At 30.3% G+C, this 21,036-nt stretch carries 18 protein-coding genes; 13 read left to right on the top strand and 5 right to left on the bottom strand.

Annotated features, from left to right (window positions below; translation table 11 throughout):
* Nucleotides 1-10: 10 nt before the first annotated feature.
* The gene (locus JOP69_RS04285; RefSeq protein WP_203392323.1) at nt 11-289 is read left to right on the top strand and encodes a hypothetical protein; all 279 of its coding nucleotides are present in this window, start codon (nt 11-13) and stop codon (nt 287-289) included.
* A gap of 115 nt (nt 290-404) precedes the next feature.
* Here JOP69_RS04285 and JOP69_RS04280 read toward each other — a convergent pair whose 3' ends face one another.
* Complete coding sequence (locus JOP69_RS04280; RefSeq protein WP_203392324.1) at nt 405-1,061, bottom strand: HAD family phosphatase; 657 nt, start codon at nt 1,059-1,061, stop codon at nt 405-407.
* A 30-nt stretch (nt 1,062-1,091) separates the two neighbouring features.
* On the bottom strand, nt 1,092-1,505 hold the full coding sequence (locus JOP69_RS04275; protein ID WP_203392325.1) for a thiol-disulfide oxidoreductase DCC family protein: 414 nt from the start codon (nt 1,503-1,505) through the stop codon (nt 1,092-1,094).
* Between the two features lie 269 nt (nt 1,506-1,774).
* On the opposite strand from JOP69_RS04275, the gene JOP69_RS04270 reads away from it, so the two are divergent.
* The 5 genes from JOP69_RS04270 to mqo all read left to right on the top strand — a co-directional run bounded on the left by JOP69_RS04270 (nt 1,775) and on the right by mqo (nt 7,662).
* Nucleotides 1,775-2,467 (top strand): ABC transporter ATP-binding protein, encoded by a 693-nt coding sequence (locus JOP69_RS04270; RefSeq protein ID WP_203392326.1) that lies wholly within the window; start codon nt 1,775-1,777, stop codon nt 2,465-2,467.
* A gap of 2 nt (nt 2,468-2,469) precedes the next feature.
* Complete coding sequence (locus JOP69_RS04265; RefSeq protein ID WP_203392327.1) at nt 2,470-3,699, top strand: ABC transporter permease; 1,230 nt, start codon at nt 2,470-2,472, stop codon at nt 3,697-3,699.
* A gap of 2 nt (nt 3,700-3,701) precedes the next feature.
* Entirely contained in the window at nt 3,702-4,922 is a 1,221-nt protein-coding gene (locus JOP69_RS04260) for an ABC transporter permease (RefSeq protein WP_203392328.1), read from the top strand.
* Nucleotides 4,923-4,956: 34 nt separating this feature from the next.
* On the top strand, nt 4,957-6,063 hold the full coding sequence (locus JOP69_RS04255) for an efflux RND transporter periplasmic adaptor subunit (protein WP_203392329.1): 1,107 nt from the start codon (nt 4,957-4,959) through the stop codon (nt 6,061-6,063).
* 123 nt (nt 6,064-6,186) lie between these two features.
* Nucleotides 6,187-7,662: a malate dehydrogenase (quinone) gene (mqo, locus tag JOP69_RS04250; protein ID WP_203392330.1), complete on the top strand. Its 1,476-nt coding sequence runs from the start codon at nt 6,187-6,189 to the stop codon at nt 7,660-7,662.
* Here mqo and JOP69_RS04245 read toward each other — a convergent pair.
* Nucleotides 7,659-8,597, bottom strand: a complete 939-nt coding sequence (locus JOP69_RS04245; protein WP_203392331.1) for a hypothetical protein — start codon at nt 8,595-8,597, stop codon at nt 7,659-7,661. The two genes, mqo and JOP69_RS04245, sit on opposite strands and share 4 nt — an antisense overlap.
* 461 nt (nt 8,598-9,058) lie before the next feature.
* Between JOP69_RS04245 and ald the strand changes: the two genes are divergently transcribed.
* The 6 genes from ald to JOP69_RS04215 all read left to right on the top strand — a co-directional run bounded on the left by ald (nt 9,059) and on the right by JOP69_RS04215 (nt 15,347).
* The gene (ald, locus tag JOP69_RS04240) at nt 9,059-10,159 is read left to right on the top strand and encodes an alanine dehydrogenase (RefSeq protein WP_203392332.1); all 1,101 of its coding nucleotides are present in this window, start codon (nt 9,059-9,061) and stop codon (nt 10,157-10,159) included.
* 290 nt (nt 10,160-10,449) lie between these two features.
* Nucleotides 10,450-10,791, top strand: a complete 342-nt coding sequence (gene rpsF, locus JOP69_RS04235; RefSeq protein WP_068452449.1) for a 30S ribosomal protein S6 — start codon at nt 10,450-10,452, stop codon at nt 10,789-10,791.
* A gap of 3 nt (nt 10,792-10,794) precedes the next feature.
* A complete protein-coding gene (rpsR, locus tag JOP69_RS04230) occupies nt 10,795-11,091 on the top strand; it encodes a 30S ribosomal protein S18 (RefSeq protein WP_068452452.1) in 297 nt (98 codons plus the stop codon).
* Between the two features lie 14 nt (nt 11,092-11,105).
* On the top strand, nt 11,106-11,552 hold the full coding sequence (gene rplI, locus JOP69_RS04225) for a 50S ribosomal protein L9 (RefSeq protein ID WP_203392333.1): 447 nt from the start codon (nt 11,106-11,108) through the stop codon (nt 11,550-11,552).
* A gap of 100 nt (nt 11,553-11,652) precedes the next feature.
* Entirely contained in the window at nt 11,653-14,814 is a 3,162-nt protein-coding gene (locus JOP69_RS04220) for a carboxypeptidase regulatory-like domain-containing protein (protein ID WP_203392334.1), read from the top strand.
* 62 nt (nt 14,815-14,876) lie between these two features.
* On the top strand, nt 14,877-15,347 hold the full coding sequence (locus tag JOP69_RS04215; protein ID WP_203392335.1) for a DUF6495 family protein: 471 nt from the start codon (nt 14,877-14,879) through the stop codon (nt 15,345-15,347).
* Nucleotides 15,348-15,534: 187 nt separating this feature from the next.
* Here the strand turns inward: JOP69_RS04215 and JOP69_RS04210 are convergent, their stop codons facing one another.
* Nucleotides 15,535-16,461, bottom strand: a complete 927-nt coding sequence (locus tag JOP69_RS04210; protein ID WP_203392336.1) for a sterol desaturase family protein — start codon at nt 16,459-16,461, stop codon at nt 15,535-15,537.
* Nucleotides 16,462-16,733: 272 nt separating this feature from the next.
* Between JOP69_RS04210 and JOP69_RS04205 the strand changes: the two genes are divergently transcribed.
* A complete protein-coding gene (locus JOP69_RS04205) occupies nt 16,734-18,530 on the top strand; it encodes a long-chain fatty acid--CoA ligase (RefSeq protein ID WP_203392337.1) in 1,797 nt (598 codons plus the stop codon).
* 93 nt (nt 18,531-18,623) lie between these two features.
* Here JOP69_RS04205 and JOP69_RS04200 read toward each other — a convergent pair whose 3' ends face one another.
* Nucleotides 18,624-20,951: a type IA DNA topoisomerase gene (locus JOP69_RS04200; RefSeq protein ID WP_203392338.1), complete on the bottom strand. Its 2,328-nt coding sequence runs from the start codon at nt 20,949-20,951 to the stop codon at nt 18,624-18,626.
* Nucleotides 20,952-21,036: the final 85 nt, after the last annotated feature.

Below are 21,036 nucleotides of genomic sequence, written 5' to 3'. Positions count from 1 at the left end.
AAATAAAAAAATGAAAAGAGTAATCGTAGAGTACGCAAAATTAACTACGGACATATTAGATATGTTGGTAGAAAAATATCCTGACGGATATGATTATGAAGACATCATCTCGTTTAAAAATGCAAAAGGAGAAACTATAAAGGCAGTAGAAGTAAAAACAGAAGACACTGTCTATTTAGTAAAAATTAGTTCTAAACTTGAGCAAACAATGGAAGACTATGCTGAAGATGAAGATTCTTTTGATGAGGATGAAGATTTAGATGTTGATGATTTAGAAGACGAAATATAAGTAGTAGCAATAAAAAATAGCTTGGAGTTTTTCCAAGCTATTTTTATTTTTTACTTATGATTTGTTTTAGGTTAGTTGTAAAGTTAAGTCCTAATTAAGTAAATATCAATAATGGTTAGAGTAGTTTATGTAACCTTTTAAAATTATTGACAATAAAATCTGCATTTTCTAAAGATTGATCTTCTGCCATAGGGTTTTTATATCCAAAGACAAAAATGCCTGCATCATTGGCGGCTTTAACACCGTTATCAGAATCTTCGATAACTATACAATTTTCTTTAGGCGTATTTCCTAAAATGGCTGCTTTATTAAAAATTTCTGGGTTTGGTTTCGATTCGGTTAAATCTGCACCACTAATTTTAGCCGTAAAATATTGGTTTAAATCGAATCTATTAAAAACTCTATCGATATTTACCATCGCAGAAGAAGACGCTAAAATTAAGGTCAATCCTTTTTTATGACAATGTTTTATCAATTCTTCTACACCTTTTACCAAATGCAATTTTGGGTCTTTTTCGAAGAAGTTTACATATCGTTTTCTCTTATTAAGAACCAATTCTTCCGGATCTAAATCTAAGTTAAAATGTGATACTAATTTCTGAAAAGCATTAATAGTAGAAGAACCTGTTAAGGTTTTATATAAGTCATCAGAAACAGTTACTCCAATTGAATTAAAAGTTTCGTAATACGCTTTTTTATGGATTTCTTCAGAATCTATAATTACACCATCCATGTCAAAAATGACACATTTTATTTCCTTTGGTAATTTCATATATATAATTTTTCTCTATTCTTTATTTTATTATAAAAACTTCTTGTTTAATTCAGGTGTTGGTATCATGCAGCTTTCTTTTTTTCCAAACCATTTGTATCGGTTTTTGGCAATATAATCGTAGACATAATTTCTAAATCCTTCTGGCAAGAATAAAAAGATTCTACTCAGGTTCCAAATCCCACCAAAGTCACTCATGATTTTTAAAGCCGCTGTAGATTTTACTTCATAAGAAACACCAGGTTCATATAAAATAATAGAGTCAATTTTAGAAACATCAATACCTAATTGACAGATGATTTCTTTACCTTTATCAGACTGTAAGGCTGTAAATAAAAAGGTGTTTTTTGTGTCGTATTTAATTACTTTTAAAACAGAAGTATTGCACAAATTACAAACGCCATCAAATAAAATAATCTTTTTGTCTTTGGGTAAATCAATCATTCTAGTACTTCAAAAAAAGTTAAGGAACAAAGGTACTTTATCTTTTTTTCGAAACCGAAAGAAATCTACTTGGGTTTTTAAAGTAGTTTCGTTTACGAGGTAAATCCTGCGAAAGCAGAAATATTTTAGAAAAATAATTATTTTATTGTAACATTTTTTTTAATTACTCGTCTTATGTTTGTATTCGAATAAAATGAATTTTGTTTTAACATAAAATTAGTAAAGGCAGTTTATCACTTTCAATATATTAGTTTAAAATTAACCAACCAATGATTAGAATAGAAAAACTACACAAATCTTACCCAATTGGTAAAGATTCTCTACATGTTTTAAAAGGTATAGATTTACATATAAAAGAAGGCGAGTTTGTTTCTATTATGGGGTCTTCTGGTTCGGGGAAATCTACATTATTAAATATTGTTGGTTTATTAGATGAACATGATGAAGGTGATTATTACCTAAATGGACAATTAATAAAGAACTTAAACGAGAAAAAAGCAGCTATTCTTAGAAATAAATTTTTAGGGTTTGTTTTTCAATCATTTAATCTTATTTCTTACAAAACAGCTTTAGAAAATGTAGCGCTTCCTTTGTATTATAAAGGAATTGCAAGAAAAGAACGCATGCAGATTGCTTTAGAGTATTTAGATAAAGTAGGTTTAAAAGATTGGGCAAACCATTTACCAAACGAACTTTCTGGAGGGCAAAAACAACGTGTTGCCATTGCAAGAGCTTTGGTTACAAAACCAAAAGTAGTTTTAGCAGATGAGCCAACCGGAGCATTAGATTCTACAACCACAGATTCTGTAATGCAATTATTAAAAGACATTAATAATGAAGGTATGACGGTGTTTGTTATTACGCATGAAGAGGAAGTTGCAGAACAAACCAAAAGAATTGTACGTTTAAAAGACGGTCTTATTATTAGTGATGAATATACAAATGCATCTAAAACTGTTTAATTATGTTTGATTTAGATCGTTGGAGAGAAATATTTCAAAGTATCAGTAAAAACAAGTTGCGTTCTGCATTATCTGGATTTACTGTTGCATTTGCTATCTTACTTTTTACCTTACTTTTTGGTATTGGTAATGGACTTCAAAATACCTTTAAAAATGAGTTTGCTAAAGATGCAATGAACTCTATTTATATTTGGACTAATAACACTACAAAAGCATATAAAGGAAATCAAATAGGTAGAAAAATTCAGTTTAAAAATGATGATTTCACCTTTATTAAAGACAATTTTGGGGATAAAATTCAAACGATAAGTCCTAGAATTCAAAGATCTGCAGATGTTGTTTATAAAGATGAAAAAGATACTTACACGGTAAGAGGTGTGTATCCAGAATATTATGTATTAGAATCTGCAGAAGTTACAGAAGGACGTTTTTTAAATTATAGAGATATACAAGAAAAAGGTAAAGTTGTAGTAATAGGTAGAATGGTAGAAAAAGATTTATTTGGTCAATTAAGTGCTTTTGGAAAACAATTGAATATTGGAGGAATCATGTATAAAGTAATAGGTGTTTTCTCTGATCCGGGAGGAGATAGCGATGAAAGATATATTTATACGCCATTTACAACCATGCAAAAAATGTATGGCAATAATGATTATATAGATGATTTTGGTATTACCTATAATCCAGCTTTAAGTATTGATGAAGCCATTGCATTTAGTAGTAAAATGCACAGAGAATTAAAGAAAAAACATAATGTATCACCAAATGACCAAAGAGGAATTGGCTTAGATAATTACGCAACCAATAATAAAGAGGTATCTGGGATGATGTTTGGCTTAAGTATTTTAATTCTAGTAATAGGTTTAGGTACATTAATAGCAGGTGTTGTAGGTATAAGTAATATTATGGTTTACATAGTTAAAGAAAGAACTAAAGAATTAGGAATTAGAAAAGCAGTGGGTGCTACACCAAAAATGATTGTTGCTATGATTATGCAAGAAGCTGTTTTTATTACCGCAATTTCTGGTTATGTAGGTTTGTTAATAGGAATAGGTATTTTAGAAATTGCCGGACCTAGTTTAGAAAAATATTTTATTCTAAACCCAAGTGTTTCTCAACCTGTAGTTATTGGAGCAACATTAACACTAGTTTGTGCAGGTTTAATTGCAGGATATTTACCCGCCAAAAAAGCAGCAAGAATTAAACCAGTAGTAGCATTAAACTCAGATTAACTATGAGATTTTTATTTGAAAAAGATACTTGGCAAGAAATTTACGGTAGTATTCGAAAGAATAAAGGTAGAACTGCAATTACCATTTTTGGTGCATTTTGGGGAATACTTTTATTAGTAGGTTTATTAGGTGCAGCCAAGGGAATCGAAAACAGTTTTAACGGTATGTTTGGCGATTTTGCAACTAATAGTGTTTTTATGTCTGGTAGTAAAACTTCGATGCCTTTTAAAGGTTTTCAAGAAGGAAGGCAAATTAACTTAACGCTTAGCGATGTTGATAAAATTAGAACAGAAGTAGATGGTATTCAGTTTGTAGTGCCTAGAAATGCTACTGGAGGACAAGTAATACACGGTTTAAAAACAGGTAATTTTACCGTTTTTGGAGATTTTCCTTTAATAGACCAGGTTCAGAAAAAGAACTTAATAGAAGGTAGGTTTATCAACCAAAGTGACATGGATGAGAATAAAAAGATTTGTGTTATTAGTGAAGGAGTTTATAAAGAATTATACGACAAAAATGAAGAGTCTATAGGTACATACTTAAAAGTAAGTGGTATCAATTATAAAGTAGTTGGTGTTTATACAGCTGGTAGATTTGAAGGTAAAAATAACGTTCACATTCCTTTTAGTACATTTAAATTAGTTTATAATAAAGGCGATAAATTTGAATGGATGGTGGTTACTGGTAAAGATGGGGTTGATATTGTTCAGTTAGAGGCAGATGTAAAACTATTGCTTAAAAATTTACATAAAATTAACCCAGATGATAATAGAGCGTTTAGAGGCTTTAATTTAGGAGAACGAATTAAACAGGTTACAGGTTTTTTAACTGGTATGCAGTTTTTAACATGGTTTGTAGGTATAGCAACCTTAATTGCGGGTGTTTTTGCAATTGGTAATATTTTATTGATTACTGTAAAAGAACGTACAAAAGAAATAGGAATTAGAAGAGCTTTAGGAGCAACACCAAATAAGGTAAGACAACAAATTATATTAGAATCATTGTTTTTAACGTTGCTAGCTGGTTCTTTAGGAATTATTGGAGGCGGATTAATTTTAATGCTTCTAGATAATTTTGTAGACTTTCTTGTTAACCCAACCGTAGATATTCCAATTGTATTAATTGCGTATACAGTTTTAGTAGTTTTAGGAACATTAATAGGATTTATACCTGCATATATGGCAACAATTGTGAAACCAATAGACGCATTAAGAGAAGAATAAAAAAAATCAACTAACTAGAATAAATAGAAGATAAATGAAAAAAGTAATCATTTTTGGAGGAATAGCTGTTGCACTAATAGCAGTATTAATTTGGTTTGGTAAAAAGAACAGTGCGTCACCAATAGAATACAAAACAGAAAAAGCTTTTAAAGCAACAATCATTAGAAAAAGTGTTGCTACCGGTAAAGTAACCCCGTTAGAAGAAGTGGAAATAAAACCACAAATAGCAGGTATTATAGATAAAATAGTTGTTGAGGAAGGTGCTATTGTAAAGGCAGGAGACTTGTTAGCTACTGTAAGAGTTGTGCCAAATGAGCAATCTTTAACAAGTGCAAAAGGACGTATTAATTCTGTTCAAATTCAGTTAAATAATGCAAAAATACAATACAACAGAAATAAAAATTTATTTGATAAAGGCGTAATTTCTCGTCAAGAATTTGAAACCTTAGAGCTTTCTTATAATCAAGCACAAAACGATTTACGTAATGCACAAAATGATTATCAGATTATTAAAAAAGGATCTGCAGGTTCTTCTGGCGCAAATACAAATATTAGAGCAACAACTTCTGGTATGGTGGTAGAAATTCCTGTTAAAAAAGGGTATCAAGTTGTAGAAACGAATGGCTTTAGTGCAGGTACTACAATTGCTACAATTGCAGATATGACTAAAATGATTTTTGAAGGTAAAGTTGACGAATCTGAAGTTGGTAAATTAGTAAAAGGAACAAAAATAGAAATTTCTTTAGGTGCTATCGAAAACAAGAAATTTCCAGCAGTTTTAAACTTCATTGCTCCAAAAGGAACAGAAGAAGCAGGTGCTGTTCAGTTTAAAATAAAAGCAGATGTTTCTTTAGATGATGAGCATTTTATTAGAGCAGGTTATAGTGCAAATGCCGAAATTGTTTTAGAGAAAAAAGACAGTGTTTTATCTATTAAAGAGTCTTTATTACAGTTTGATAGAAAAACAGAATTACCTTACGTAGAAATTAAAAATGCAGAAGGAAAGTTTGATAAAAAAGATGTTAAGTTAGGTACTTCAGACGGTGTAAATGTAGAAATCTTAGAAGGTGTTACCAAAGATGATGATATTAAAGTTTGGAATAAAACTTCTAAAGAGGAGGATGAAAAAAACAATAATTAATAATTGTTGATATCATATTTAAAAAAAGGAACTCAATTTGAGTTCCTTTTTTTATTTTTATAAATTAAGAATATAATTAAGAACTAAAATATCAGTCCTAGCGTAGTCGAGGACTAAATATATATGAAATTAAAAAAAGAATACGATTTAATATGTGTTGGTGGTGGAATTATGAGTGCAACGTTAGCGTTGATCACAAAACTTCTAAAACCAGAAATGAATATTCTAATTTTAGAACGATTAGACAAAGTAGCGCAAGAAAGTTCTGCCGCATGGAATAATGCGGGTACGGGTCATTCAGCTTTGTGTGAATTAAATTACTGTCCGGAGAATAAAAACGGAAAAGTTTCTATTAAAAAAGCCATTGATATTTGTACGCAATACGAAATGTCTAAACAGTTTTGGTCTTATTTAACCAATCAAGGTTTTTTAGAAAATCCTGAAGATTTTATCACATCCGTAAAACATCATAGTTGGGTTTTGGGTAAAGAAAATGCCGATTATTTAGAAAGCAGATTTAATGAGATGAAAAAGCATTTTATGTTCGATTCTATTGAATTTACAAAAGAAGTTGAGACTATGAAAGAGTGGTTTCCTTTAATTGCAAATAATAGAAGAGATGATGAAATAATGGCGGCTTCTAGAATGGGTAGAGGAACAGAAATGAATTATGGTTCTTTAACTGAAAAGTTATTCGCTATTTTAAAAAATGAATTTGATACACCTGTTCACTGTAATATGGAAGTATTAGATATAGATCCAGATACCGACTTAGATTGGACGGTAGAAGTGCGGAATTTAAAAACGGAAGAGGAATATCAATTAGAAGCAGAACATGTTTTTATTGGAGCAGGAGGAGGAAGCTTATTGTTGCTTCAGAAAGTAGAAATAGACGAAAAAGAAGGATATGGAGGTTTTCCTGTCAGTGGAGAATGGTTGGTTTGTACTAATGAAGAAATTATAAAACAACACAATGCAAAGGTATACAGCAAAGCAGGAATAGGAGATCCGCCAATGTCTACACCACATTTAGATACCCGCTTTATTGATGGTAAACGTCAATTAATGTTTGGTCCTTTTGCAGGTTTTAGTCCTAAGTTTTTAAAAGAAGGTTCTAATTTAGATTTGTTTAAATCGATACAGTTCGATAATATTCCGTCTATGTTTGGTGCATTTTGGCACAATTTACCATTAACTCAATATTTAATTGAGCAGGTAATGATGAGTAAAGAAGACAGAATGGATTCGCTACGAAAGTTTGTAAAAGATGCAAATAGTGATGATTGGGAAGTTGTAAAAGCAGGACAAAGAGTTCAGATTATTAAAAAGGATGAATTTGAAGGTGGAAAATTACAATTTGGTACCGAAGTAATTTCTAGCAAAGACGGAAGTATTACCTGTTTATTAGGTGCTTCACCAGGAGCTTCTACGGCAACATCCATTATGTTAGAAGTAATCGAAAAAGCATTTCCAGAATTGGTAAATTCATCCGAAGGAAAAGAAAAACTAAAGCAAATGGTACCTTTTTATAAAACAGAAATTACAAAAGAATTGTTTGAAGAAGAGTTGGAGAAAAGTAAGGTTACTTTAAAACTCTAATTTATAGTTTTTATAGTACTAACGTCTATAGATTCTTTTATGCTTCCATCATCATTACAAAATATAATCATTCCTTGTTCCCAATCATTAAATATAGGTTTATGAATTTTATATTTATCTTCTGTTAAATTATTTAAGATAAGCTTAATCATAGATTTGTAAACAATTATTCTGTTGATTATTGTTTTTTTATCATCTTGAGTAAACGCAAAAACAGGATTGTGTTTACTTTCAACACAATCTCCAATACAAGAAAAGTGTATAATTTCACAGTCCAAAAAATCTTGACTTCCTTTTAGCTTCATAGAATTATTTAATTCTTTTATATTACCTTTTGGAAAAATGGTTGATTTTTTTAATCCATCATATGAATTATCCCATAACCTTTTAATTATTCTAAACTTACTAAACCTTGATATTCCATGGTTATTTAAGAAGAATGCTGGTAATAAATGTTCTGCGAAAATTATTTTTTGAATTTCTTTTGGAAATTCATATTTACAAACGTAATCAAAGACTAATGCTTGAATAAAGTAATTATAGAATTCCTTTTTTTTTAAAGGAGTTTCAATAAATATCTGTGCTGTTTTTGATGCTTTTAAAGAAGTGTATTTTTTTTGATGTTTTACTTTTTTTAATAATTCTTCCGGTTGAATTGATATTAAATCACAAAAATATTTTTTAGCTTCATCATTAATAAATCTAATGGCTTCGTTATATTTATAAGGCTTCTTTAAATCTAATGAAAGTATTATTTTTTTATATGGAATTGTTATACCTAAAGCTTCCATTATTGTAAATGGAGTAAGGGAGTATTTAATGTTTTCTGAAGGAATATTTTTTATTATCCTATGATTTTTAATATCATAATTAAAGTTTTCAAATACTATTTCATTTCCAGATTTTACAATTTCTCTATAAATGTTATTATCCAATAGAAAGCTATATCTCATAACTATAAAGATACCAACAAAAACGTAATCATTAAATTTTTAAATAAAAATAAATTGTATCCAAGTAACCTTTTTCAAACTTATGTAGTCTATAATATTTGAAAGCAAGTTAAAACTAAATAAAGAAGCTTAAAAATTATACCATGGAGTCTTTATGTTAAATAGGGTTTGAATCTATTGTTTAAAGCACAGAAATTAGAAGTATTTCTTTAAGGATTTGTTTAGGTTTTGATTCAAACGTTCATAATTATATTACTAGATTTAGTATTTTATGTTAATTATTAAGGATTTGATAAAAATTAAAGGCTTAAATTTCTATTAAGTAAGATTAAAATTGCAAAAGATAGCACATTTGTAAAAATAACATTTAAGGTGTTTTATGTTGAAATATAAACAAAAAAGGACCTAAATTTACTTGCTTAAAACATCTAAATTAAGCAACAATGAAAATTGGAATCCCTAAAGAAATTAAGAATAACGAGAGTAGAGTTGGTATGACACCCGCAGGTGTTTTTGAGTTGACTAAAAAAAATCATACTGTTTTTGTACAATCCACAGCAGGAGAAGGAAGTGGTTTTTTTGACGCAGATTATATTAACGTAGGTGCTACTATATTACCTACTATTGAAGACGTTTACAATCAGAGCGAAATGATTGTAAAAGTAAAAGAGCCAATTGCTTCTGAATATCCATTAATTAAAGAAGATCAAATTATTTTCACGTATTTTCATTTTGCATCATGTGAACCTTTAACAAAGGCCATGATAGAAAGTAAATCTATTTGTATTGCTTACGAAACGGTAGAAGATAGTGAGGGTACTTTGCCTTTATTAACACCTATGTCTGAGGTTGCTGGTAGAATGGCGATTCAGCAAGGTGCTAAATATTTAGAAAAACCAATTAAAGGTCGTGGTATTTTATTAGGAGGTGTACCAGGTGTTGCTCCAGGAAAAGTTTTAGTACTAGGAGCCGGAGTTGTTGGAGTACAAGCAGCAAAAATGGCAGCAGGTTTAGGAGCTCATGTTACTATTATGGATATTAATATGAAACGTTTACGTTATGTAAATGATGTGTTACCAAACCATGTTACTACAGCTTTTTCTAGTGAATACAGCATTAGACAGCTTATTAAAACACACGATTTAATAATTGGAGGCGTCTTGGTAAAAGGAGGAAAGGCTCCAAAATTAATTACTAGAGACATGCTTAAAGATATGCGTCCAGGAACAGTTATTGTAGATGTAGCAGTAGATCAAGGAGGTTGTTTTGAAACAACAAAAGCAACAACACATGAAGATCCTACTTATATTATAGATGATGTTGTGCATTATTGTGTGGCAAATATGCCAGGAGCTGTACCTTATACATCTACCATTGCTTTAACCAATGTAACATTACCATATATTAAAAATATAGCTAATAAAGGATGGGAAGAAGCTTGCGCTACAGATGCATCTTTAGAAAAAGGATTAAATATTATAAAAGGAAAAATTGTGTATAAAGAAATTAGTGAAGCATTTCATTTAGAAGCATTTGAAGTCTAAAGTTTAATTACAATATTCTTGATAAATCTCCAGTGTTGTTTTAGTGTTTCAACCTGGAGGTTTTATCATCTCTACTAATTTATAGGACGTTTGTGAAATTTGATTAATAGAATAAAATACAATTGCTTTTAAAGGTGTTTTAAAAGCAAAAAAATAGAAGAATTTATAATTCTTTGCATTAAACTTCTCTTTTTACTTTTTAAAAGTAAGAATAACTGCAATATATAACTCTAATTATAAAAAAGTTATTATATTTGCAGCCTTAAAAATAAACAATAAATATTTAATTTATGAATCATTACGAAACTGTTTTCATTTTGAATCCCGTTTTATCTGACACTCAGATAAAGGAGACAGTACAAAAATTCGAAGATTATTTAGTTTCCAAAGGAGCTGAAATGATCTCAAAAGAGAATTGGGGCCTTAAGAAATTAGCGTATCCAATCCAAAAGAAAAAAAGTGGTTTTTATCACTTATTAGAGTTTAAAATTGCTGGAGAAGAAATCTCTGCATATGAGTTAGAATTTAGAAGAGATGATAGCGTTATGCGTTACCTAACTGTTAAATTAGACAAACATGCTGCTGCTTGGGCAAAAATTAGAACTGAACGTGTTAAATCTACAAAAAAATAAGAAATGGCATCAATAGAACAACAAGCAAAAGGCGGTAAATCTGCTGACGTTAGATATTTAACGCCATTAGATATAGACACTAAAAAAGAAGCTAAATATTGTAGATTTAAGAAAAAAGATATCAAGTATATCGATTTTAAAGATGCAGACTTCTTAATGTATTTAGTAAACGAACAAGGTAAAATTTTACCAAGACGTTTAACAGGAACATCATTAAAATATCAACGTAAAGTTGCGCAAGCAATTAAAAGAGCGCGTCATTTAGCGTTAATGCCTTACGTTGGAGATATGTTAAAATAATAAAGAGGTAGAACATGGAATTGATATTAAGACAAGACGTAGAAAATTTAGGATTTAAAGACGATATCGTAGAAGTGAAAAACGGATATGGTAGAAACTTTTTAATCCCTACAAGACAAGCAGTTTTAGCTACTTCATCTGCAAAGAAAGTTTTAGCAGAGAATTTAAAACAACGTGCTTACAAAGAAGCTAAATTAATTGAAGATGCTACTACAATAGCAGAAGCAGTTAAAGGATATGAAATTAAAATTGCATCTAAAGTTGGTTCAGGAGACAAATTATTTGGTTCTGTAAACAACATCGATTTAGCTGCAGCTCTTGCAAAAGCAGGAACAGACTTAGATAAGAAATTTATTAAAGTTGTTGGTGGTTCTGTAAAAAGATTAGGTAAATATGAAGCTTCTGTAAGATTACATAGAGCAGTAGTTGCTGAAATTATTTTTGAAGTTATTGCTGAATAAGTAACAATTGTTAAATAATTGTTAAGAACTAAAAGTCTACTCTAAGGAGTAGACTTTTTTTTTGTGCTATTTTTGGTTTTATAAACTTAAAACCAGAAAAATGACAAAAAAACTACTTTTATTATTATCATTTCTAATTTGGGGTTTAACACCTGTAAATGCACAGGTTACAACATCTAAAATTAAAGGAATTGTAACAGATGTTGCAGGAGAACCTTTGTTTGGTGCAACAATTTCTGTTTTGCACACTCCTACCGGAACTTTAACTGGTACTACAGCTCAAGAAAATGGTAGATTTACTGTTTTAAACTTAAGAGTAGGCGGACCTTATAAGATTACATTTAGTTATTTAGGATTTAAAACTCAAGAAGTAAATGGTGTTTTTTTATCATTAGGTAAAACGACCAATGTTAATGGTAAGTTAGCTGAAGAAGGAGAGTCTTTAGAGGAAATAGTTATTTCATCATCTAAAAATTCTACTTTTAATAGTGATAGAACAGGTGCACAAACAAGTGTATCTGCAACACAATTAAAAACATTACCAACAATTTCTAGGTCAGCAGCAGACTTTACAAGATTAGAACCTTCTGCAAGTGGAAATTCTTTTGGAGGTAAAAATGATCAGTTTAATAACTTTTCTTTAGACGGTGCTATTTTTACAAACCCTTTCGGGTTAGATTCTCCAACACCAGGAGGTCAAACAGGAGCACAACCAATATCTTTAGATGCAATTGAGCAAATTTCTGTTTCTATTGCTCCTTATGATGTTACTCAATCTGGTTTTACAGGAGCTTCTGTAAATGCAGTTACAAAGAGTGGAACAAACGAATTTAAAGGAACAGTTTACGGTTTCTTTAGAAATGAAGATTTAACAGGAGGTAAGGTTAAAGGAGAAGATGTTGTAAAACCAGATTTAAGTCAAAAACAATTTGGATTTAGTATTGGAGGCCCTATTATCAAAAATAAATTATTTTTCTTTGCAAATTACGAGAAAGATGATAGAACAGATTTAGGTACAGCAGGTTGGATACCTAATAACAACGATGGAACATTAGCTATTAATGAGTCTAGCGTTTTAGAATCAGACTTAGTAACAGTGCAAAATTCACTTTCTGGATTAGGTTATGACACGGGGAGATATCAAGGATTTAATTATGGATCTAAATCTTCTAAAGGTATTTTTAAATTAGATTTAAATATAAATCAAGATCATAGATTATCTTTAATTTATAACTTTTTAAATGCTTCTAAAGAAAATTCTGCACATCCTACAGCTTTAGGAACTAGAGGTCCTAATTTTCAAACATTACAATTCGAAAATTCAGGTTATGAAATTAACAATAATATAAATTCTTTTCAATTAGAATTAAATTCAACTTTTTCTGATAAAATTACAAATAAGTTTCAGACGGGTTATACTCATTTTGATGATTATAGAACGCCTTTATCAAGTCCAATTCCAGCTATTACAATTCAAGATGGTAATGGAAGTAACTATATAATTACTGGTCACGAACCTTTTTCGATTAATAATACTTTAGATCAAAAAGTATTTCAAATTTCAAATAATACAAACTTCTTATTAGAAAATCATACAATTACTGCAGGTGTATCTTTTGAAAAATTTCAGTTTGATAACTCATTTAATTTAGGAGCTTATGGATATGATGAAAATGGTGATTTTGTTCAAGAAGTTGGAGCTTTTGCTGCTTATGGTAGTTTAGCTGCTTTTATGACAGATGTTAATGATGGAACTTTAGCTTCTGCAATAGCAAATGCAGAATCACTAAATACTACAAATAATAGTTTACCTACAGGAGATGGATGGGCTTTAGCTGAAACAAATGTTGGTCAGTTTGCTCTTTATGTACAAGATGAATGGAATGTAAATGACAATTTTAAATTAACGTACGGTATTCGTTTTGATAAACCTTTGTATTTTGATACTCAAGATAAAATTGATGAAAACATAGCTAGAAAACCATTTACGTTTGACCCAAGTATCGATTATTTTAATCCTAATACAAATCAAACAACTAAAATAGACTCTAGAACATTACCAGATAATGGTTTCTTATTCTCACCAAGATTTGGTTTCAATTGGGATGCTAGTGGAGATGGAACAACACAAGTTAGAGGTGGAAGCGGTATTTTTACAGGACGTTTTCCTTTTGTATGGTTAGGTAATCAAGTACAAGGTTTAGATAGTTTCTTTTATCAAGTTGTAGATCCAGATTTTAAATGGCCACAAGTTTGGAGAACAAATATTGGTGTAGATCATAGATTTGATAACGGAATAATTGCTACTACAGATATTTCGTATACAAAAGATATTAATGGAGCTCATGTACAAAACTGGGGATTAAGAAATCCTTCTGGAACTTTAAATGCGCCAGGAGATGATAGACCAACTTATTTAGATGGAGATAAAGGAAACAATGCCTATGTATTTACAAATTCTAATAAAGGAAGAGTTTGGAATGCCTCTTTAAAATTACAAAAATCTTTTGATAATGGGTTATATGCAAGTGTAGCTTATAATTATTTAGATGCTAAAGATGTAAACTCAATAGAAGCAGAAATTACTGGAGATGCTTTTGATTTTAATCCAAATTTAGGAGACGCAAATCAAGATGTATTATCATATTCTAAATACGGAGATACACACAGATTTATTGGTGTAGCTTCTAAGAAGTTTAACTTCTTCGGAGAAAATGCTCCAACAACTTTTTCTACTTTCTTTGAATATGCAAGAGGTGGAAGATTTAATTATACATATGCTGGTAATATAAATGGAGATTCTTCTTTTCAGAACAATGATTTATTATATGTACCAACTGTATCAGAATTAAGTCAAATGCAATTTACAGGAATAGGACAAGCAGATGCTTTTGAAGCTTACATCAATCAAGATGATTATTTAAGTGATAGACGAGGAGAGTACGTAGAACGTTATGGGGCATTATCTCCATGGAGGTCTCGTTGGGATTTTAAAATGTTACAAGACATTAACTTTAAAGTATCAGAAAGTAAAGAACACACAGTTCAAATTAGTTTAGATATTTTAAATATAGGTAACTTACTAAATTCAGATTGGGGAGTTGTACAAGAACCAAGAGATTTACAACCATTAGCTGTAACTGTAGATGCTACCAATACACCAATTTATACTTTTAATACAGACTTAACAGAAACATTTACACCCGTTTCAGATTTAAGATCTCGTTGGCAAGCACAAATTGGTTTACGTTATATTTTCTAAATCAGTTTTAAAATTAGATATTTGAACCGCCCATAATTGGGCGGTTTTTTTTACCATTAATTATGAAATATAGACAACTTACCAAAGAACAATTCGAAAGTTTACATGAAGATTTTGCTCGTTTTTTAGCAACACAAAGTATCGATGTAAAAGAATGGAATCAAATTAAAGAAGAAACACCAGAAGTGGCAGAAGAAGAAATGAATGTTTTTTCTGATGTGGTTTGGGACGATGTTCTAACAAAAACAAACTACGTAGAACATTTCTCTAAAACCTCTGTAAACCTATTTAAGTGCGATGCAGAAGAAATTCATAGAATTGCGATAAAAATAACTTGGGATATTAATTTACTTGAACAAAAAGGTTTCGAATGGTTAATGCAAAACCCGATGGATAATTCTGTAGAGATTTTTAAAGGCACAAAACCTTATAATAAAGACGAAAGAAATACCGAAATTTTCGACTTAATAGAAAAAGGAAGTGTTATTTCTAAAGGAGAAATCTTTGAGTATTTTAGTCAGTTAGTTTCTTAATTTTTTTAGAAGCTACTTCCTGCTTTCACTACTCGCTTTTTTCGTGCCTCAAAAGAGCTCAAACAAACCGTTCAATCAGGGCTAACTGCCTTGTTAACTCTATGTTTTACTAAAAGTAAATAGCATATATAAGATCAAATAAAAAATCTGTCAGTTTTTAAAAACTGACAGATTTTTTATTTAAATACTATTCTTCACTCATAGCCTTTCGAGTCTGTTTAATGGTAAGCGTACTTCCATCATGGCTCCATCCAGGAGCTGCAAAAGCATACATGAATTTATGATACCAGTTCTTAGATTTTTTCATATCACTCCAAATATCTTTATACTCATGTGTTAAAATTACTAATGGATTGTATGAATTAGGAGGTGCTGTTACTCCATATTTTATTTCAATGGTTTCATCAAGCTCTTTCCATGTTCCAAAAATTCTATCAAATACATTTAAAAAACCACCATGATTTTTATCCATATATTCCATATTTTGGGCATGATGCACTTGGTGCATTGTATGTGTATTAAATATTTTTTCAAAGAAACCTAATTTGGGTATATAAACAGTATGCAACTGAAATTGCCATAAAGCTTCAATACCCAAACATACGACCAGCATTTCTGGAGGAAACCCAATAGCGGTAATCCACATATAAAAAAAAGGTTTATAAAAAATTGTAAACCAACCATTTCTTACCGCAGTACCTAAATTAAAATTATCAGAAGAGTGATGTACAATATGCGCAGCCCAAAGAAAACGAACATTATGGTTCTGTCTATGAAACCAATAATAACTAAAATCATCTAAAAGTTGACAAATTATCCAAATATACCAAGCATAACCAAAAGATTCATACCCCATAATATTTGTACGAATTCCTTCAACCAAAGGGTTAAAAAGATCGTACACAAAATTAAACAGCACTATGGCAGCAATCGTTTTTGTTAAAGGAGCTAAAATAGCAGAGCCAATACCCATTGTAAGGCTTGCAGCTAAATCTTTCCATTTATAAAGTTTTTTGTTTTCTTCTTTTTTATGATGTTTGCTATACGCTAATTCTACTAAAATTAGTCCTAAAAAACAAGGAACACCATATACTAGAGGGTTTGTAAAATCCATTTATTATTTTAATATTTCGATAAAATTAGGTAAAAATAAGTGAATACCTTAACAACTATAACGTTAGGTTTTTTTTAAAATTATAAAATTTAAAAAAATGTAAATTATTGATTAATAATCTGTAAAACTAATTTTTTATCAATAAATATAATTGTAATTTTTTTTCTATTTATTACGAGTAATCTAAAAGGTTATTTGTATTTAAGTCTTCTAAATATTCGTAAATTTGTTTGTTATAATATTCTTAGTTTAAAATAATCTAAAGATTAATTATGAATTACACACATTTACTACAAGTAATTAAAGATAATACCAAGAGATTTACAACTAAAGAAGCTATTTTTTATAAAGATGAAGCCTCACAAAGTTGGAAAGGAATTACCTGGGATTCTTTTTACTTTCAAATTCAACAAGTTTCAAAAGCATTAATCAACTTTGGAATAAAAGAACAAAATAATATTGGTGTTTTTGCTCAAAATATGACCGAATGGATTATATCCGATTTGGGAATTATGGGAGTAAGAGCTGTAACCATTCCTATTTATGCAACCAATTCTACAAAAGAAGTGGAATACGTTGTAAACGATGCAGAAATTAGTGTTTTGTTTGTTGGGGATCAAGAAGAATTTGATAAAGTTGAACACATTTCGGAAAATAATAAATATCTGAAATTAATAGTTGCTTTAACTAAAACAGTTGATTTAAGAAATCATAAAAATGCTGTTTATTTTACTGATTTTATAAATGCAGAATTTCCAAAAAGCATTGATACTGAATTAGAAAAACGCCATTTTGACTCTAAATTAGATGATTTAGCAAGTATTATTTACACCTCTGGAACAACAGGAGAACCGAAAGGAGTGATGTTAGATCACAACAACTTTGGTTCCTCATTAAAAGCGCATGATGAAGAGATTGATGTGGATGAAAATGATGTTTCATTAAGTTTTTTACCGTTAAGCCATATTTACGAACGTAGTTGGGTGTTTTTCTGTTTGCACAAAGGAATTCAGGTGTATTTTAACCAAGATCCAAAGAAAATTGCAGATGTTCTAAAAGAGGTGAAACCAACTTTAATGTGTACGGTTCCTAGAATTTTTGAGAAAATTTTTACAGCCATTCAAGAAAAGAGAAAAGAAGCTTCACCAACTAAAATGAAATTAGCAAGTTGGGCATTGGGAGTTGGGAATAAATACCACAATAAGTACAAACGTCTTGAGAAAAAAGTGCCTTTATCACTAAAGTTAAAGTATAAAGTTGCAGACAAATTAGTATTGAGCAAATTACGAGATGTCTTTGGCGGAAATATAAAATTTATGCCTTGTGGAGGCGCTCCTTTAGGTCCAGATTTGGTTTCGTTTTTCCATTCGTTTGCATTAAATATAAAATGCGGGTATGGTTTAACAGAAACAACAGCTACAGTTACGTTGTTTGGTGATCACTATTTCGAATTTAATTCTGCAGGAAAACCAATTTCAGGAACAGAAATTAAAATAGGTCATAATAATGAAATTTTAGTAAAAGGACCTGGGGTTATGAAAGGCTATTATAAAAAACCAGAAGCAACAGCAGAAGTTTTTGAAAATGGTTGGTTTAAAACTGGTGATGCAGGAAAAATAGACAAATTAGGTAATTTAGTGATTACCGATAGAATTAAAGATTTAATGAAAACTTCTGGAGGAAAATATATTGCTCCTCAAAAACTTGAAATGGCCTTGGTAAGTGATTCTTTTATAGAGCAAATAGCAGTAATAGGAGATCAACAAAAATATGTTACGGCGTTAGCGGTGCCTAGTTTCGAGAATATTAAAAAATACGCAGAAGAACATAAAATTAGTTTTAAAGACATAGAAGATTTGATTAATAATAATCAGATTAAAGCCATGTTTGAAAAACGTTTTGAGGAATTACAAAAAGAGTTTTCAAAATTTGAGAAAATAAAGAAATTTACCCTATTGCCTAAAGAGTTTAGTTTAGAAGCAGGAGAAATAACAGCTACTTTAAAACTAAAACGTAAAGTAATTCAAAAAAAATATAAAGAACTGATTGATAAAATGTATGCAGATTAAGATATATATTTTACTTGTTCTTAGTGTAAAGAGTATGTGAAATTTCTCAATCGCTTAAAAAAGTTCATTTCGAAATGATAACTCGTTAAAATTTTAAGCACTTATAATTTTTAGTACCAATTCTTTAGTCAACGGTTTTCCGTTGGCTATTTTTTTGATGTTTTCAAAGGTGAAAACGAAATCGCAACCATTTTTATAATTAGAACAACCGTAAGCAGTTTTTCCTTTTAAAATAGTTCCTTTTTTACATTTTGGACAGATAATTTTATCAGAACTCTTCTCAACGGAGCTAGAATTAGCAACTTTTTGTTTTGGTTCTAATTTTAAACTAAAATCATCATCAAATCTAATTAATCCTTCTACAGAACCATTGTTGGTCTTAAAACCTTTTAAATTGGTTGTACATCCTTTATCAATCAATCTAATTAATTGGTTTTCAGAAACCTTTTTTCCATAGATTTCAAAAGGAATTTTTAAATCGCAATTATTTTTATATTCAGAGCACCCAAAAGCAGAGGAGCCTTTTAAAATGTGTCCTTTTTTACATTTCGGACACGTTTTACCTGCAACCTGTTTTTTGGAAGATTTTGTTTTTGAACTAGCAGATTGCTTCTTTTCGCTCACAACGACAGAAGAGTTAGATGAAATTCGTTTTTTAGAAGTATTAGAACGGACCTCATAGACCAATTCATCTACCATTTTCTTCATATTATTTATAAAAGTTCCGGCATTAAATTCTCCTCGTTCAATTTCTTTTAAACGTTTTTCCCAACGCCCAGTTAATTCGGCAGATTTTAATAATTCGTTATCAATAATATTAATTAAATCGATTCCCGTTTGTGTAGGCAAAACCAATTTTTTCTTACGCTCAATATATTTTCTTCGGAACAAAGTTTCAATAATACTTGCTCTTGTAGACGGTCTACCAATTCCGTTTTCTTTCATGAGCTCTCGCATTTCATCATCATCAACTTGCTTTCCGGCAGTTTCCATGGCGCGTAATAAACTTGCTTCAGTAAAGTTTCTTGGTGGTTTTGTTTCTTTTTCTAAAAACGAAGGTTCGTGAGGTCCTTTCTCTCCTTTTACAAAAGAAGGCAAAGTTGTTTTCTCATTCATTTCTTTTTTAATCTTGCTTTCTTCAGTTTCAAAAGCAACACGCCATCCTTTAGTTAAAATTTCTTTACCTGTAGTTTTAAAAGGAACGTCAGCCGCTTTACCAATTACAGAAGTGTTAGAAACATCAGAATCTGGATAAAAAACACCAATAAATCTACGTGTAATAATATCGTACACTTGTTGCTGATTGTATTGTAAATTCCCCTGAATTCCGGTAGGAATAATAGCGTGGTGATCCGTTACTTTTTTATCATCAAAAACACGTTTTGATTTTTTGATCTTTTTACCTAAAAGCGGTTCTGTAAGCTCGCTGTAATTAGTTAATTTCGATAAAATTCCTGCAATTTTAGGATACACATCATTTGGTAAAAAAGTAGTATCAACTCTTGGATACGTAACCACTTTCATCTCATATAACTTCTGAACCATTTTTAGTGTTTCATCTGCAGAAAAACCAAATTTATTATTACAATATACTTGTAAACCCGTTAAATCAAACAATTTAGGAGCGTATTCTTTTCCTTTTTTCTTGGTAACAGAAACAATTTCAAAATCAGATTCTTTAACTTTATTAGCAAGAACTTGTCCGTCTTCTTGTTTTAAAAATCGACCATCTTCATAATTAAACAGTGTATTTCTATAGGTTGTTTGTAATTCCCAATACGGTTGTGGTTTAAAGTTTTCAATTTCAAAATAACGATTTACCAACATGGCTAGGGTAGGAGTTTGTACTCTACCTACCGATAAAACCTGTTTAAATCCGCCAAATTTTACGGTGTATAAACGAGTTGCATTTAAACCTAAAAGCCAATCTCCGATTGCTCTAGAATATCCTGCGTAATATAAATTGTCGTATTGTTCTGCTGGTTTTAAGTTGTTAAAACCTTCTTTAATAGCTTCTTCTGTTAAGGAGGAAATCCATAAACGGAGAACTTTTCCTTTATAGCCACATTGGTTAATTACCCAACGCTGAATCAATTCTCCTTCTGTTCCCGCATCCCCACAATTAATGATAACGTCTGCTTTTTCGAATAAAGATTTTACAATATTGAATTGTTTTTTTATTCCTGCATCTCCAGTAACTTTGGTATCAAAACGTTCTGGAAGCATGGGTAAGTTGTTTAAATCCCAACTTTTCCAATGCGGTTTGTAATCTTTAGGTTCTAAAAGGGTACATAAATGCCCGAATGTATACGTTACTGCATAACCGTTTCCTTCGTAATAACCATCACGTTTTGTGTTGGCTCCCAGAATACTAGCTATTTCTCTTGCTACAGATGGCTTTTCGGCAATACAGACTTTCATTGATTATTTTTGTGAGGTCGAAATTAAGGAAAAAAAGAAATATATCAAGTTTTTAAAATTGATGAAAGTTAAAATTTATAAACAA

Origin of the sequence: Polaribacter sp. Q13 (genome assembly GCF_016858305.2) — a bacterium.
Classification (GTDB): Bacteria; Bacteroidota; Bacteroidia; order Flavobacteriales; family Flavobacteriaceae; genus Polaribacter.
Note: the sequence above shows the minus strand (reverse complement) of the source record. Positions and strands in the feature narration are given on the sequence as shown.

What these genes read in the sequence shown, in the direction of transcription:
- JOP69_RS04260 (WP_203392328.1), top strand. Translation starts at nt 3,702, where the DNA reads ATGAGATTTTTATTTGAAAAAGATACTTGGCAAGAAATTTACGGTAGT.
- JOP69_RS04205 (WP_203392337.1), top strand. Translation starts at nt 16,734, where the DNA reads ATGAATTACACACATTTACTACAAGTAATTAAAGATAATACCAAGAGA.
- rpsF (WP_068452449.1), top strand. Translation starts at nt 10,450, where the DNA reads ATGAATCATTACGAAACTGTTTTCATTTTGAATCCCGTTTTATCTGAC.
- rpsR (WP_068452452.1), top strand. Translation starts at nt 10,795, where the DNA reads ATGGCATCAATAGAACAACAAGCAAAAGGCGGTAAATCTGCTGACGTT.
- JOP69_RS04265 (WP_203392327.1), top strand. Translation starts at nt 2,470, where the DNA reads ATGTTTGATTTAGATCGTTGGAGAGAAATATTTCAAAGTATCAGTAAA.
- JOP69_RS04270 (WP_203392326.1), top strand. Translation starts at nt 1,775, where the DNA reads ATGATTAGAATAGAAAAACTACACAAATCTTACCCAATTGGTAAAGAT.
- JOP69_RS04275 (WP_203392325.1), bottom strand. Translation starts at nt 1,505, where the DNA reads ATGATTGATTTACCCAAAGACAAAAAGATTATTTTATTTGATGGCGTT.
- JOP69_RS04210 (WP_203392336.1), bottom strand. Translation starts at nt 16,461, where the DNA reads ATGGATTTTACAAACCCTCTAGTATATGGTGTTCCTTGTTTTTTAGGA.
- mqo (WP_203392330.1), top strand. Translation starts at nt 6,187, where the DNA reads ATGAAATTAAAAAAAGAATACGATTTAATATGTGTTGGTGGTGGAATT.
- ald (WP_203392332.1), top strand. Translation starts at nt 9,059, where the DNA reads ATGAAAATTGGAATCCCTAAAGAAATTAAGAATAACGAGAGTAGAGTT.
- JOP69_RS04215 (WP_203392335.1), top strand. Translation starts at nt 14,877, where the DNA reads ATGAAATATAGACAACTTACCAAAGAACAATTCGAAAGTTTACATGAA.
- JOP69_RS04200 (WP_203392338.1), bottom strand. Translation starts at nt 20,951, where the DNA reads ATGAAAGTCTGTATTGCCGAAAAGCCATCTGTAGCAAGAGAAATAGCT.
- JOP69_RS04280 (WP_203392324.1), bottom strand. Translation starts at nt 1,061, where the DNA reads ATGAAATTACCAAAGGAAATAAAATGTGTCATTTTTGACATGGATGGT.
- JOP69_RS04255 (WP_203392329.1), top strand. Translation starts at nt 4,957, where the DNA reads ATGAAAAAAGTAATCATTTTTGGAGGAATAGCTGTTGCACTAATAGCA.
- JOP69_RS04220 (WP_203392334.1), top strand. Translation starts at nt 11,653, where the DNA reads ATGACAAAAAAACTACTTTTATTATTATCATTTCTAATTTGGGGTTTA.
- JOP69_RS04285 (WP_203392323.1), top strand. Translation starts at nt 11, where the DNA reads ATGAAAAGAGTAATCGTAGAGTACGCAAAATTAACTACGGACATATTA.
- rplI (WP_203392333.1), top strand. Translation starts at nt 11,106, where the DNA reads ATGGAATTGATATTAAGACAAGACGTAGAAAATTTAGGATTTAAAGAC.